Raw genomic sequence first — 14,926 nt, 5'->3', positions numbered from 1 at the left:
CGACTACAAGTGGGGGTGGTGCGACCGCCGCAAGGGTTGTCGAGGGGGCGCGGTGAGCATTGACGAAGAGACCGGTGCGGGTCCCGGCTTCGAACGCACGCCGCCCAGCAACATCGAGGCGGAGCAGTCGGTCCTGGGCGGCATGCTGCTCTCCAAGGACGCGGTCGCGGACGTCGTCGAGATCATCAAGGCCGACGACTTCTACCGGCCCGCCCACCAGATGATCTACGACGTCATCACCGACCTCTACGGCCGAGGCGAGCCCGCCGACGCCGTCACCGTCTTCGACGAGCTGCAGAAACGCGGCGAGATGGCCCGGGTCGGCGGCGCCGCCTACCTCCACACCCTGACGGCCGTCGTCCCCACGGCGGCCAACGCCGGCTACTACGCCAAGATCGTCCGCGAGCAGGCCATCCTCCGCCGGCTCATCGAGGCCGGCACCCGCATCGTCTCCTTCGGCTACGGCGGCAACAACGAAGAGGTCGACGACCTCGTCGACCGGGCCCAGGCCGAGATCTACAAGGTCACCGAGCGCCGCACCTCCGAGGACTACGCCCCGCTGGCCGACATCATGCCGGGCGCCCTCGACGAGCTGGAGGCCATCGGCAGCCGCGGCGGCCAGATGGTCGGCGTCCCCACCGGCTTCCAGGACCTCGACCAGCTCACCAACGGCCTCCACTCCGGCCAGATGATCGTCGTCGCCGCCCGCCCGGCCATCGGGAAGGCGCTCGCGCTCGACACGCCCCTTCCCACGCCGACGGGCTGGACGACGATGGGCGAGGTCCGGGTGGGCGACCAGCTGATCGGCGCCGACGGCAGGCCGACCCGCGTCGTCGCGGCCACCGAGGTCATGGACGACAGGCCGTGCTACGAGGTGGAGTTCAGCGACGGCACAGTGATCGTCGCTGACGCGCAGCACCAGTGGCGCACCACCACCACACGGGTCACCCGCGCGGCCCCCGTGGCGGTCGGAGGGCCGGCGCGCGCCCACCCGCCGACTGCCCCAGCCCGTCCCACCGCGGCGCTGCCGGGCGCGTTTCCCGAGAGGGCACCGGCGAGTTCCGCCACGACGGCCGTGCACGACGGTGTGGTCACCACCGAGGAGATCGCCGCGACGCTGAGGTGCCCGACGGCCGGCCAGCGCCCCAGCCACGCTGTCGCGGTCTCGGCGGCTTTCGAGCTCGACGAGCGAGACCTGCCGCTCCCGCCGTACGCGCTCGGCGTCTGGCTGGGTGACGGGGAGACCGCCGCCGCCCGCTTGACCACGGTCGAGCCTGAGATCATCGCCGGCCTGGAGGGCGAGGGTCTCACGATCACCAGGGTCGGGTCTTCCATCACCTACGAGGCATCCACGCTGATGTGCCGCGAATGCGGCGCCCCCACCGGTGCCATCTCGCGGTGCCGGGCGTGCCACCGTACGGAGGGCACCGTCAGCGGCATCCTGCGCACACTCGGTGTCCTCGGCGACAAGCACATCCCGCAGTCCTACCTGCGCGCGTCAAGGCGCCAGCGCCACGACCTGCTGGCGGGTCTGCTCGACACCGACGGTCACGTCGACCGCTCCGGCCGGATCCAGCTCGCCGTGACGAACCGGCGGCTCGCGTACGACGTGCATGAGCTGATCCTCAGCCTGGGCCACAGGGCGACGATGCGTACCGAACCGGTCAGGGGCCACACGGGGTCGCCCTCCACCTGCTACATGATCAGTTTCACCACGGCGGAGAAGGTGTTCCGCCTGCCCCGCAAGGCGGAGCGGCAGGCCCGCACCGCCCACCCCTCGACGCGCGTCCGCCACATCGTGGATGTACGCCCCGTCGGGTCGCGGCCTGTGCGCTGTGTCGAGGTGGACAACGCCGACCACATGTACCTGGCGAGCAGAAGCTGCATCCCCACGCACAACAGCACGCTCGGGCTCGACTTCGCCCGGTCGGCGGCCATCAAGCACGGGATGACCACCGTCATCTTCTCGCTGGAGATGTCGCGCAACGAGATCACCATGCGCCTGCTGTCGGCCGAGGCGCGGGTGTCGCTGCAGTCGATGCGGTCCGGCATGATGAGCGACGACGACTGGACCCGGCTCGCGCGCCGGATGAGCGAGGTGGCCGAGGCCCCGCTGTTCATCGACGACTCGCCCAACATGTCGATGATGGAGATCCGGGCCAAGTGCCGGCGGCTCAAGCAGCGCAACGACCTGAGGTTCGTGGTCATCGACTACCTCCAGCTGATGAGCTCGCCGAAGAAGACCGAGAGCCGCCAGAACGAGGTGTCGGAGATCTCCCGTGCCATCAAGCTGCTGGCAAAGGAGCTCGAGGTCCCGGTCATCGCCATCTCCCAGCTCAACCGTGGCCCCGAGCAGCGCACGGACAAACGCCCCCAAGTGAGCGATCTGCGTGAGTCGGGCTGCTTGACGGCGGATGCCCGAGTCCTCCGAGCCGACACGGGAGCCGAGGTGTCGATGGGCGAGCTCCTGGAGTCGGGTGAGCGCGACATCCCCGTGTGGTCTCTGGACGCGAATCTGCGGCTCGTGCGGCGCACCATGACGCATGTCTTCCCCAGCGGCACGAAGGAGGTCTTCAAGCTCCGGCTGACCTCGGGTCGGGAAGTCAAGGCGACGGCCAACCACCCCTTCATGACCTACGACGGCTGGCGTCCACTGGGAGAGATCGGCCCAGGCACCCGCCTCGCTGTTCCGCGCCACGTCCTGGCCCCTCGGGATCTTCAGGAGTGGCCCGCGGAGGAGGTCGTCCTTCTGGGGCACATGATTGGAGATGGTTCGTTCGTCAAGAACCAGCCGATTCGGTACGCGAGCAGAGACGAGGCTTGCCTGGAGGCGGTCACGAAGGCGGCTCTGCATTTCGGGGTCAGCGCGATCCGCGACGAATATGCAGCCGCGCGGGTTACCACGCTGCGGCTGCCCGCCCCCTACCGGCTCACCCACGGCAAGCGCAACCCCATCGCCGCCTGGCTCGACGACCTGGGCCTGTTCGGCCTTCGTAGTCACGAGAAATTCGTCCCCCAGGGGGTCTTCTCTCTGTCCAAGGACCAGATCGCCCTGTTCCTGCGGCATCTGTGGGCGACGGACGGATGCGTCTGGTGGGACGAAAAGCTGGGCCAGTCGCGGATCTACTACGGCTCGACGAGTCGACGTCTGATCGACGACGTCGCGCAACTGCTCCTCAGGTTCAACGTGATGACTCGCGTCAAGACGACGCAGAAGGGCGACAACCGGCCGGGATTTCAGCTGCACGTCTACGGCGCGGAGAACCAGCTCCGGTTCCTGGAGAAGGTGGGCGTGCACGGCGAACGGGCCAAGCATGCCACTTGCAGCATCTCGGCATTGCGGGCGGTCAAGGGCAACACGAACCTCGACACGATTCCGCGTGGGGTCTGGGGCCGCGTACGTGACGCGCTGGCGGAGAAGGGCATGACCCAGCGGGCGTTTTCCGCCGAGTTGGGGACACAGTTCTGCGGCAGCACCTTGTGGAAGCATGCGCCCAGCCGTGAGCGCCTCGCCCGGGTGGCGACGATCCTGGACGACGCCGGATTGGAGATGCTGGCGACAAACGACGTCTTCTGGGACGAGGTCGCCTCGATCGAGAGCATGGGCGAGCATCCGGTCTACGACGCCACGGTGCTGGACACGCACAACTTCGTCGCCAACGGCATCTCCGTCCACAACAGCATCGAGCAGGACGCGGACATGGTCATCCTGCTGCACCGCGAGGACGCCTACGAGCGGGAGTCGCCGCGGGCCGGTGAGGCCGACCTGATCGTGGCCAAGCACCGTAACGGTCCCACGGCGACCGTGACCGTGGCCTTCCAGGGCCACTACAGCCGCTTCGTCGACATGGCCCAGCACTAGATGATTGATGTAAAGGCGTAGCTGCGGAGATAGGGCGAGGGTGCCCATCCTCGATGTGTGACGAAAGAGTTAGACACCCTCGCAACCGCACTGTAGGTGCAGATCGACGATGCGTTGAAGGCCCAGCCGCACCTGGCACCGTGGCGGCCGAAGATCGGCATCGCGCCCACGCTGAGTGACGCCGAGCTGGTCGCCCTGGCGGTGCTGTCAGCGCTGCTGGGCTTCACCTCCGAACGCCGCCGGCTGCGTCACGCCCGTGCCGAGCTGAGCGGGATGTTCCCGTACATCCCAGGCCAGTCCGGCTACAACCGGCGGCTGCGGCAGGCGTCCGGGCTGGTCACACACATGACCAGGATGCTGGCTTCCGACACCTCACTCTGGAGCGACGATGTCTGGGTTGTCGACTCCACCCCTGTGGAATGCGGCCGCTCCCGCGATACCACCCAGCGTTCCGAGCTTGCCGGATGGGCCGAGTACGGCTACTGCGCCAGTCACTCACGGTACTTCTGGGGGTTACGGCTGCACTTGCTGTGCACCCTGGGCGGGCTGCCCGTACTGTTCGCGCTGAGCGGTGCCAAAGCCGACGAGCGCGAGGTGCTGCTGGGCATGCTGGAGGCCGCCCCTGACGTGGTGGCCGCCCATCCACGGCAGACGCTCATCGCTGACCGGCAGTACTACGGCCGAGCCTTCGAACAAGAACTCACCGAACGTGATCTGCGCCTGCTGCGTTCGGCCCGCCGGGGCGAGCCGGAACGGGCCGGCGCGCACCTGTTCAAGCCGTTACGCCAGACCATCGAGTCGATCAACCAGACCTTCAAGAGCCAGCTCGACCTGGAACGTCACGGAGGACGTACGCCGGCCGGCGTCATCATCCGCGTACTGGCCCGCGTCCTCGCGCTGACGACAGCGATCTGGCACGCCGACAAGACCGGTCAGCCGATCAAGCGATCCCTGATCGCCTACGACCACTAACCGTAACCAGACCCCTTGGCATCAATCATCTAGGCGGAGCGGGTGCGGGTTCCGCGATCCCGTGAACACTTCCGGCCGACCATGAGCACAGTCCCAGCAAATCCGTGTGACCAATGAGCATGGGCAGCACTCTGCGGTGGTCTCCTGGATGCGGGCGGCGACCACACTGGAGGCTCCGCCGGGGGAATCCCGCGGCTCGGGGCCACCGATGGTCAACTGGTGCGGCGGGAGCGGGCCAGAGCCAGCCCGCCGAGGACCATGGCGATCAGCCCCACCACCAGGGCCACGTAGCCCCCGACTATTCCGTAGCCGGTGCCGGGACCACCGTCGGCGGCGGCCACGACCAGCGCGCCGATGACCGCGCCGGCCAGCCCCGCCACCAGGGCCACGACGGCCCCGCGTCCGCCGGTGCCGGTGCCGATACGACCGGCGGAGCGGGCCAGAGCCAGCCCGCCGATGACCACGCCGACCAGCCCCAGCAGCGCGCCCACCGCGGACCAGAGACGCCCGGAGGTCAAGGCGTAGGCACTGACGGGGTCCGGCTGGACCAGGACGTGCGCGGCCGCCGGTGTGGCAAGCTCGAAAACTCCGAGCAGGGCGGCTCCGGCCACGGCAAGCACAAATCGGACTGACATGAGGTGCTCCTCCTTCTACTACGGGCGTTCGCCCGATCATCTCCGCCGGACCCCTCGCCGGTCGTCCAGCGGACGCGGGCAGTTCGCGCTGCCGCCGATGCCGCAGCCGGCTGCCACAGGAGCCGCAGGAGCCGCGAAGGTACCGCGGGTGCGGTAGCGGTCGGTCATCCGCGCGCAGGAGTCGCCCGCGCGGACATCCGGCTAGGGTGCGCGCATGAGTACAGGACGGTCCGGTGTCCGGGCCGGTCTCAAAGACTGGGCGATCGCCGTGTGCGTGGCGGCGGCGCTGCTGGTCACCGGGCTGTCCGGGCAGAACTCCGCCACGAACCTCGACCTGTTCGGCTACGCGCTGCTGGTGGCCGGCGGCCTGGTGCTGGCCGCGCGCCGCCGGGCTCCGGTCCCCGTCCTGGCCGTCACCGGGCTGTGCGCGGTGGGCTATCAGGCGGCCGGTTTCGACGCGCCCGCCGTCGCGTACCTGTTCGCGGTGTACGCCGCCGTACGGGCGGGCCATCGCACCGTCACGGTGGCGGCGAGCGTGGCCGTGCTGGCCGCTCTTCCCCTCGCCGCCCTGGCCTCGGGCCTGCACGACACGGGCGAGGCGTTCGCGCAGGCCCGAGGCGCCCTTGAGCTGGCCTGGCTGATCGCGGCCGGCGCCGCGGGCGAAGCGCTGCGGCAGGCCGAGCGGCGGGCGGAGGAAGCCGAGCGCACCCGGGAGGAGACCGCGCGGCACCGCGCCGACGAGGAGCGGCTGCACATCGCGAGGGAGCTGCACGATTCGCTCACCCACCAGATCTCGATCATCAAGGTGCAGGCCGAGGTCGCCGTCCACGTGGCCCGCAGGCGTGGCGAACAGGTGCCGGAGGCCCTGCTGGCGATCCAGGAGGCCGGACGTGAGGCGACCCGGGAACTGCGCGCGACGCTGCAGGCGTTGCGCGACGACGACACGACCCCGCCGCGTGGGCTCGACCACGTCCCTGAACTGGTGGAACGGGCCCGCACCATCGGCCTGGACGCGACGCTGACGATCGAAGGGCAACGACAGGACGTGCCGGCCGCCGTGAGCCGGACCGTCTACCGGATCGTTCAGGAGTCGCTCACCAACGTCGCCCGGCATTCCGCCGCGGCTACCGCGTCGGTCCGGATCGACTGCCGTCCGGACGCCCTCGCGGTACGCATCGATGACGACGGCAAGGCCACACCGGACACCGCCCCGGTGCCCGGCGTCGGGCTGCTCGGGATGCGCGAACGCGTCACCGCCCTCGGCGGTCGCCTGCGCGCGGAGCCGCGCGGCGAGGGCGGCTTCACCGTCCAGGCCGAACTCCCTGTGGACCGGACGTCATGATCCGTGTCCTGCTGGTCGACGACCAGCCGCTCCTGCGCAGCGGATTCCGCGCGCTCCTCGACCTCGAGGACGACATCGAGGTGGTGGCCGAGGCCGGCGACGGGATGGAGGGCCTGGCCCTGGCCAAGGAACATCTGCCCGACGTCGCTCTCATCGACATCCAGATGCCGGTCGTCGACGGCATCGAGGCGACCCGGCGCATCGCCGCGGACCCGGACCTGGCCGGGGTGCACGTCGTCATCCTGACCAACTACGGCTTCGACGAATACGTCTTCAACGCGCTGCGCGCCGGCGCGGCCGGGTTCCTCGTCAAGGACATCGTGCCCGAAGACTTCCTTCACGCCGTACGCGTCGCCGCGCGCGGTGACGCGCTGCTCGCCCCGTCGATCACCCGCAAACTCATCAGCAGGTACGTCACCCAGCCGCTCAACACCGCCACCGACACGGGGCTGAAAGAACTCACCAACCGCGAACGTGAGGCTGTCGCCCTGGTCGCGCGGGGTCTGTCCAACGACCAGATCGCGGACCGCATGGTGATCAGCCCGCAGACCGCGAAAACCCACGTCAACCGAGCCATGGCCAAGCTCCACGCCCGCGACCGCGCCCAGCTCGTGGTCCTCGCCTACGAGTCCGGCCTGGTGACCCCGCGCGGTTCCTGACATCTGGGCCCTTCCCAAGCGGGCAGGGCCCAGCTCGCCGGTCTCGCCCTGTCCTGAGCCGCGTCCGCTCAGCGGATGATCCGGGCCCGTGCCCGGCGCAGCGCCGTGACGATCGCCTCCTCACGCTGGGGATCGAGGCGGACCATGGGGATGGAGCAGCTCAGCGCCTCGTGAGGGACGGGCCCGAAGTCGAGGGCGACGGCGAAGCAGCGCAGGCCGATGGTCGACTCCTGCTCGTCGACCGCGTGGCCGCGGCGCCGGATCTCCTCCAACTCGGCGCGGAACGCCGCCCGGTCGGTGATCGTGTGGACGGTGCGCGCCTCCATGACCTCCGGCAGGAGCGCGTCGACCTCCTCCCAGGGCCGGCCGGCGAGGATGGCCTTGCCGAGCCCGGTCGTCCAGCAGGGCAGGCGCCGGCCGGGCCGGGAGACGACGGCGAGGGAGTGGCGGGAGATGTGGGTGGCCAGGTAGACGACCTCGGCGCCGTCGAGGCGGGCCAGGTGGATGGTCTCACCGAGCTCGTCGTGCAGGGCGTCCATCACCGGCTGTGCCCGCTGGACGACGTCGTCGCGTTCGACGTACGACTCCCCGGCGCGGAGCGCGCGGATGCCCAGCCGGTAGCGGCCGGTCCCGTCCGTTTCGACCCAGCCTGTCTGCACCAGCGTGGTGAGCAGCGCGTAGCCGCTGGCCCGGGGCAGCCCTAAGTCGGTGGTGACCTCGCGGAGCGTGCGCGCGTCCTTCGCCGAGCTGAGGTATTCGAGGACCGCGATGGTCCGTTCGGCGGACTTCACGCTGCGGACGCCCCCGGCCTCGGCCGGTTCGGCCGACAGGTCCGGGACGTATTGCCCCATCTGTCACCTCTTGACGTTTATGGAAACAGCAACTTAATGTCTCGGGCTACAAGTATAGACGGTGTCTCTATATGTAGACAAGAGGTTTCCATTGATGTCCGCCGCCGTTTCGCGAGCCGCCTCCCTGACCGGCCTGCTCGCGTTCCCCGTCACGCCGTTCACGGACACGGGGGACCTCGACCTGCCCTGCTTCAAGGAGCACCTCACCGACGTGCTCGCCGCCGGGCCCGGCGCGATCTTCGTCGCCTGCGGCACCGGAGAGCTGGCCTCGCTGACCGCCACCGAGCACGAGGACGTGGTCCGGGCCGCCGTCGAGCACGTGGCCGGCGCGACCCCGGTGCTCGCGGGAGTGGGGGGCGGCACGCGGACGGCCGTGGAGTTCGCCCGCGCGGCGCAGGCCGCCGGGGCCGACGGCCTGCTGGCGCTCCCGCCGTACCTGCAGGTCGGCCCGCCGGCCGGACTCGTCGCCCACTACCGGGAGGTGGCCGCCGCCACGGACCTGGACGTCATCCTCTACCAGCGCGGCACGGCGATCTTCTCGCCCGGCGCGGTGGCCGAGCTGGCCGAGATCGACAACATCGTCGCCCTGAAGGACGGGTACGGTGACATGGAGCTGCTCCAGCGCATCCGCACCGCCACCGGCGGCCGGCTGGCCCTGCTCAACGGCATGCCGACCGCCGAGATCTTCGCCAGTGCCTACGCCGGCCTCGGCGCCCGCGCCTACTCCTCGGCGGCGCTGGCGTTCCTGCCGGAGGTCGCCGGCGCGTTCTTCACGGCGTTCCAGAACGGCGATGACGTGACGCAGGACCTCCTGCTGCGCGAGTTCTACGCCCCGCTCGCCGAACTTCGCGACACGACCCCCGGTTACGCCGTCGCCCTCGTCAAGGCCGGCCTGGAGATCCGCGGCCGGTCCGCGGGTCCCGTCCGCCCGCCCCTGGCGGACGTCGCTCCGGAGCACCGCGAGCAGCTCGCCCGCATCATCGACCGCGGCCTCGCCGCCGTCAGCGCGACACCGGTCGCATAGCACGTGGCCCTCCCGGCACCGGGAGCAGGCGATTTCGGAGGAATCATGATCAAGACCATGCGAGTGCCGAGCACCCCCCGCCGGCGGCAGGCGGCTTCCGCCTTGCTGGCGCTCGGCGCCATGCTGTCCGCCGGCGCGTGCTCGGTCGCCAACAGCGGCCCGGAGACCTCGTCCGGCGGCGCGGCGGCGAACACCGTCCGCATCGTGCTCCCGGAGGAGCCGCCCACGCTGGAGCCGTGCGACGCGTCCCTCACCGCCACGGGGCGCGTCACCCGGGCCAACATCACCGAGGCGCTCACCGAGCGTGACCCGGGCACCGGCCGGCTCCAGCCGGCGCTCGCGACCGAATGGAAGCAGGACTCGCCGACCGAGTGGACCTTCACCCTGCGGCCGGGCGTGAAGTTCCACGACGGCACGGCCTTCGACGCCAAGGCGGCCGCGTTCTCCATCGACCGCACGGTGGGCTCCGAGATCGACTGCAACGTCGACGGCTACGTCTTCGGCGGCATCGAGCTCACGGCCACGGCCGTGGACGACACGACCCTCAAGGTGAAGACGGCCAAGCCGGACCCGATCCTCCCGCTGCGGCTGTCGTTCGTGGAGATCGTGCCGGCCACCACCAGCGCGACCGGCAAGGTCCGCGAGCCCGTCGGCACCGGCCCCTACAAGATCGCCAAGTGGGACACGGGCCGCAGCCTGCGCCTGGAGCGCCACGCCGGCTACTGGGGCAAGGCCCCCGAGTTCGCCGCGGCGGAGTACGTCTGGCGCGCGGAGGGCAGCATCCGCGCGGCCATGGTCAAGAGCGACGAGGCGGACGTGGCCATCGGCCTCGCCCCGGAGGACGGCGCCGGCGACTCGGCCGTGCAGTACCCCAACAACGAGACCTCCTACCTGCGCATCGACGCCACCAAGGCGCCGCTGAACGACATCCGCGTCCGTCAGGCGATCAACTACGCCATCGACAGGGACGGCCTCGTCGCCTCGGTCTTCGCCGGGCTCGGCAAGCCGGCCGGGCAGCTCGTCCCCGAGGGCGTGACCGGTCATAGCAGCGCCGTCCAGGCCTGGCCGCACGACATGGCCCAGGCCAAGAAGCTGGTCGCGGAGGCCAAGGCGGCCGGCGTCCCCACCGACACCCCCATCAAGATCATCGGCCGGAACGGGATCTACCCCAAGGCCGCCGAGGCGATGGAGGTCGTGCAGAACTCCCTGATCGAGGCCGGGCTCAAGGTCGAGATCGAGATGCTCGACGTGAACGCCTGGCTGGAGTACCTGCTGCGCCCGTTCCCCAAGAACCTCGGCCCGACGCTGCTCCAGGCCCAGCACGGCAACCAGGCCGGTGACGCGGCGTTCACGATGGGCCAGATCTACGGCAGCAAGGGAGCGCAGAGCAGCTACGGCACCTCCGAGCTCGACAGCATGATCGCCGCCGCGGAGCAGGCCTCCGGGGAGGAGCGGCAGACGGCGTTCGCCAAGGCGCTGGAGCACCAGAGCAAGGACGTCGTACGGGACGCGGTCCTGGCGCACATGACGGGCATCCTCGCCCTGTCACCGCGGGTCACCTACAAGCCCAACGCCGCGACGAACGACGAGATGCGCCTCGCCGACATGCACCCGGCCGGCTGAGAGGAACCAGTGTGCTGACCTTCCTGCGGCGTCGCATCACCTCCAGCGCGATTCCGCTGGTCGTGGTGATCCTCGGGGTGTTCTGCCTGGCCCGCCTCACCGGCGACCCGGCGAACCTCTATCTGCCCCTCAGCGCCACGCCGGAGATGCGTGCCGAGTTCGCCGCCCGCCACGGCTTCGACCAGCCGCTGTACGTCCAGTTCGGCGAGTACCTGGCCCAGGTCGTCCGGCTGGACTTCGGCGAGTCGCTGCGGACGGCGGAGCCCGCGGCCGAGGCCGTGCTGCGGGCGTTCCCGGCCACGCTGCAACTGGCGGGGGCGACGATGATCCTGGCGATCCTCGGCGCGATCGCCGTCGGGAGCTGGGCGGCCTACCGCCCCAACTCGGCGGCCGACCGGATCGCCAGCTTCACCTCCACGACCGCGGCCAGCATGCCGGACTTCTGGTTCGCCATCATGGGCGTCCTGGTCTTCGCCGTGGCGCTCGGCTGGCTGCCCACCTCGGGGACGGTCGGCGCGCTGGCCTGGGTGCTGCCGGTGCTCACCCTGCTCATCCGGCCGTTCGGCGTGCTCGTGCAGGTGGTGCGCGGCGCGATGGTCAGCGCCCTGTCCGCGCCCTACATCAAGGTCGCCCGGAGCAAGGGCGCGGGGGAGCTGCGGGTGGTCTTCGGCCACGCGCTGCGCAACGCCGCCCCTCCGGCGCTCACCGTGGCGGGCGACCTCACGGTCGGCCTGGTCAACGGGGCCGTGGTCGTCGAGACCATCTTCGGCTGGCCCGGCATCGGCAAGCTGATGATCACCTCGATCCTGCAGCGTGACTTCGCGGTGCTGCAGGCCGCGGTCCTGGTGACCGCCATCACCATCTTCGCGCTCAACATCGTCATCGACGCCTGCTACGCGCTTCTGGACTCCCGGGTCCGCCAGGGCGTGACGACGTGACGAACGGAGACCTCATGCCCACGACTCAGGCCGGGCTCGAACGCCCGGCCGACCCGCCCGCGGCGGGGCCGGCCGCCCGCCGGGCCATCTGGTGGCGGCTGCTGCTGCGGGACCGGTTCGCCTGCCTGGCCGTGGTGATCCTGCTGGTCGTGGCCGCCTGCGCCATCGTGGGGCCGCTGCTGCTCGGCGACCTCGCCACCCGGCAGAACCTGCGCGCGGTCAACCGGCCGCCCTTCAGCCTCGACGACGGCTGGGCGTTCGTGCTCGGCAGCGACTCGCTCGGGCGCAGCCTGCTGGCCCGGCTCGTCGTGGCGAGCGGCACGACGCTCTCCGTGGCGGTCCCGGCCGTCGTGATCTCGCTCGTCATCGGGTCGGTCTGGGGGATGTGGGCCGGATACCACCGCGGCTGGCGCGAGAGCGTCTCGATGCGGATCGCCGACGTCATCCTCAGCTTCCCGTCGCTGCTGCTGGCCGTGGTCGTGCTGTACGTCTTCTCGCCGAGCGCCGTGAACATCGTCCTCGTCCTGGCCGTGGCCAGGATCCCGATCTACCTGCGGGCCGCGCGGGCGGAGTCGGCCGAGCTGCAGAGCCGGCTGTTCGTCGACGCGGCGCGGACGTTCGGCACCGGGAGCTGGGCGATCATCGCCAGGCACGTCGCGCCGACCGTGCTCCCCACCCTGTTCACCGTCGCAACCCTGGACTTCTGTTTCGTGATGCTGACCGAGTCGTCGTTGAGCTTCCTGGGCATCGGCATCCAGCCGCCGGACATGAGCTGGGGCCTGATGGTCGCCCAGGGCCGGCAGGCGCTGCAGAGCGCCTGGTGGATCGCCGTCTTCCCGGGTCTGGCCATCGTCGTGACCACCGTCTCGGCGACCGTGCTCGCCTCCTGGGCCCGCCTCGCGATGGACCCCGGCCAGCGGTGGCGGCTCACCCTGCCCCGTTCGCGGCGCGGCAACAAGGCCCTGGCCAAGGAGGTGCGAGCATGACCGAGGCGCAGGTCGAGGCCGGCGGGTCCGCCGCGGCCGGCCGCCCGGTGCTGGAGGTCGACGAGCTGGCGGTCGACATCCGGACCCCCGCCGGGACGGTCCGAGCCGTGCGCGAGGTCAGCTTCTCCGTCCGCTCCGGCGAGACGCTGGCGTTGCTGGGCGAGTCCGGCTGCGGCAAGAGCATGACGGCACAGGCCATCGTCGGCCTGCTCGACCCGGTCGCCCACGTCGCCGGCGGGGAGGTGCGCCTGGACGGGACCGACATCCTCGGCCTGGCGCCGGCGCGGCGCCGGAAGCTGGCCGGTCCCGGCCTGTCCATCGTCTTCCAGGACGCGCTGACCGCGCTGAACCCCGTGCAGACGGTCGGCGCCCAGCTGGCCGAGCCGTTCCGGATCCACCAGCGGCTGTCGCGCCGCGCGGCGAAGGAGCGGGCCGTCGAGCTGATGGAACGGGTCGGCATCCCCGAGCCGCGCTCCCGCGTGGGGGCGTACCCGCACCAGTTCTCCGGCGGCATGCGCCAGCGGCTGCTCATCGCGCTGGCGGTGGCGCTGCACCCCAAGGTGCTGTTGGCGGACGAGCCCACCACCGCGCTCGACGTCACCGTGCAGGCCCAGATCATGGAGCTGCTGCGCGAGCTGCGCACCGAGCAGCAGACGGCGCTCATCCTGATCACCCACGACCTCGCGGTCGTGGCCGAGCAGGCCGACCACGTGGCCGTCATGTACGCCGGATCCGTCGTCGAGACCGGGCGGGTGGCGGACGTGTTCGCCAGGCCCCGGCACCCGTACACGCGGGGGCTGCTCGACTCGGTGCCGGCGGAGGTGGCCCGCGGCGCCACCCTGAAGTCCATCCCGGGCAGCCCGCCCGAGCTGCACGCGGTGCCTTCGGGGTGCGCCTTCCGGGCGCGCTGCGCGATGGCCACCGACGTGTGCGCCGAGAGCCGCCCGGTCCTCGTCGAGTCCGGACCCGGGCGCCGGTCCGCGTGTCACCACTGGAGGGAGCTGGCCGATGACTGAGCCTGCCATGCCGGCGCTCGCGGCGAGAGAGACGGCCGTTCCCCTGCTGGACGTGACGGGGGTGACGAAGACCTTCCACGTGGCCCGCGGCGCCTCCGGCCGCAACCGCCTGCGCGCGCTGGACGGTGTCGACCTGCGCCTGGGGCACGGCGAGACGCTGGGCCTGGTGGGGGAGTCCGGCTGCGGCAAGTCGACCCTCGCCCGGGTGCTGCTCATGCTGGAAGGCCCCGACCAGGGCTCGGTCCGGTTCGAGGGCGTGGACCCGTTCGCGCTGCGCGGCAAGGAGCTGCTCAGGTGGCGTCGCCGGGTGCAGATGGTGTTCCAGGACCCGTTCGCGTCGCTGAACGCCCGGCTGTGCGCCGAGGACATCATCGGTGAGCCGTGGCGGACGCACCGCGACCTGGTGCCGGCGAAGGAACGCGGCAGGCGGGTGGCCGAGCTCCTGGAGATGGTGGGGCTGCGGGCCGGCGACGCGCGCCGCTTCCCTCAGGAGTTCTCCGGCGGCCAGCGCCAGCGGCTCGGGATCGCCCGCGCGCTCGCCCTCGAACCGGACGTCATCGTCTGCGACGAGCCCGTGTCGGCGCTCGACCTGTCGGTGCAGGCGCAGGTGCTCAACCTGCTCACCGACCTGCAGGCCCGGCTGGGCGTGTCGTACGTGTTCATCTCGCATGACCTGTCCGTCGTCCGCCACGTCGCCGACCGGGTCTCGGTGATGTACCTCGGCAAGGTCGTCGAGACCGGGCCGACACAGCAGGTGTTCGACCATCCGCGTCACCCGTACACCGCGGCGCTGATGTCCGCCGCGCCCGTGCTCGACGTCACCTCGGGCGTGCGGCGCGAGCGCATCCTGCTCAAGGGCGAGGTGCCCTCCCCGCTCGACCCGCCGTCGGGGTGCAGGTTCCGGACCCGCTGCTGGCGGGCCGAGGACGTCTGCGCCCAGGCCGTGCCGCCCCTGGAGTCGTCCGGCGACGAGCCGCTGCACGCCGCCGCGTGCCACTTCCCCCTCCAGGAGGTGTGA

At 70.9% G+C, this 14,926-nt stretch carries 12 protein-coding genes; 10 read left to right on the top strand and 2 right to left on the bottom strand.

Annotation, left to right across the window (positions count from 1 at the left end):
- Window positions 1–52 precede the first annotated feature (52 nt).
- Both FHU36_RS12615 and FHU36_RS12610 read left to right on the top strand, forming a co-directional pair.
- Window positions 53–3,862 (top strand): replicative DNA helicase, encoded by a 3,810-nt coding sequence (locus tag FHU36_RS12615; RefSeq protein ID WP_376774129.1) that lies wholly within the window; start codon window positions 53–55, stop codon window positions 3,860–3,862.
- 96 nt (window positions 3,863–3,958) lie between these two features.
- Window positions 3,959–4,834: an IS982 family transposase gene (locus tag FHU36_RS12610; protein ID WP_185083897.1), complete on the top strand. Its 876-nt coding sequence runs from the start codon at window positions 3,959–3,961 to the stop codon at window positions 4,832–4,834.
- Between the two features lie 212 nt (window positions 4,835–5,046).
- Here the strand turns inward: FHU36_RS12610 and FHU36_RS12605 are convergent, their stop codons facing one another.
- On the bottom strand, window positions 5,047–5,469 hold the full coding sequence (locus tag FHU36_RS12605; protein ID WP_185083896.1) for a DUF6223 family protein: 423 nt from the start codon (window positions 5,467–5,469) through the stop codon (window positions 5,047–5,049).
- A 214-nt stretch (window positions 5,470–5,683) separates the two neighbouring features.
- On the opposite strand from FHU36_RS12605, the gene FHU36_RS12600 reads away from it, so the two are divergent.
- Both FHU36_RS12600 and FHU36_RS12595 read left to right on the top strand, forming a co-directional pair.
- Window positions 5,684–6,811 carry a sensor histidine kinase gene (locus tag FHU36_RS12600; RefSeq protein ID WP_185083895.1) on the top strand — a complete coding sequence of 376 codons (1,128 nt, stop codon included), beginning with the start codon at window positions 5,684–5,686 and terminating at the stop codon, window positions 6,809–6,811.
- A complete protein-coding gene (locus FHU36_RS12595; protein WP_185083894.1) occupies window positions 6,808–7,470 on the top strand; it encodes a response regulator in 663 nt (220 codons plus the stop codon). Before FHU36_RS12600 ends, FHU36_RS12595 begins: the two co-directional genes overlap by 4 nt.
- Window positions 7,471–7,538: 68 nt before the next feature.
- Here FHU36_RS12595 and FHU36_RS12590 read toward each other — a convergent pair whose 3' ends face one another.
- On the bottom strand, window positions 7,539–8,321 hold the full coding sequence (locus tag FHU36_RS12590; protein ID WP_185083893.1) for an IclR family transcriptional regulator: 783 nt from the start codon (window positions 8,319–8,321) through the stop codon (window positions 7,539–7,541).
- A gap of 94 nt (window positions 8,322–8,415) precedes the next feature.
- On the opposite strand from FHU36_RS12590, the gene FHU36_RS12585 reads away from it, so the two are divergent.
- The 6 genes from FHU36_RS12585 to FHU36_RS12560 are packed head-to-tail and all read left to right on the top strand — an operon-like array spanning window position 8,416 to window position 14,926.
- Complete coding sequence (locus FHU36_RS12585) at window positions 8,416–9,345, top strand: 5-dehydro-4-deoxyglucarate dehydratase (RefSeq protein ID WP_185083892.1); 930 nt, start codon at window positions 8,416–8,418, stop codon at window positions 9,343–9,345.
- 45 nt (window positions 9,346–9,390) lie between these two features.
- Window positions 9,391–10,968, top strand: a complete 1,578-nt coding sequence (locus tag FHU36_RS12580; protein ID WP_185083891.1) for an ABC transporter substrate-binding protein — start codon at window positions 9,391–9,393, stop codon at window positions 10,966–10,968.
- A gap of 11 nt (window positions 10,969–10,979) precedes the next feature.
- Window positions 10,980–11,906 (top strand): ABC transporter permease, encoded by a 927-nt coding sequence (locus tag FHU36_RS12575; protein ID WP_185083890.1) that lies wholly within the window; start codon window positions 10,980–10,982, stop codon window positions 11,904–11,906.
- A gap of 14 nt (window positions 11,907–11,920) precedes the next feature.
- Window positions 11,921–12,892, top strand: a complete 972-nt coding sequence (locus tag FHU36_RS12570; protein WP_185083889.1) for an ABC transporter permease — start codon at window positions 11,921–11,923, stop codon at window positions 12,890–12,892.
- Window positions 12,889–13,908 carry an ABC transporter ATP-binding protein gene (locus FHU36_RS12565; RefSeq protein WP_185083888.1) on the top strand — a complete coding sequence of 340 codons (1,020 nt, stop codon included), beginning with the start codon at window positions 12,889–12,891 and terminating at the stop codon, window positions 13,906–13,908. The genes FHU36_RS12570 and FHU36_RS12565 overlap by 4 nt, the downstream gene beginning before the upstream one ends.
- Window positions 13,901–14,926, top strand: coding sequence for an ABC transporter ATP-binding protein (locus FHU36_RS12560; protein WP_246502026.1), 1,026 nt, complete (start codon window positions 13,901–13,903; stop codon window positions 14,924–14,926). The genes FHU36_RS12565 and FHU36_RS12560 overlap by 8 nt, the downstream gene beginning before the upstream one ends.

This window comes from Nonomuraea muscovyensis, from assembly GCF_014207745.1.
Taxonomy (GTDB): Bacteria; Actinomycetota; Actinomycetes; order Streptosporangiales; family Streptosporangiaceae; genus Nonomuraea; species Nonomuraea muscovyensis.
The sequence above is the reverse complement of the archived record's forward strand: the minus strand, read 5'-3'. Positions and strand labels throughout refer to the sequence as shown.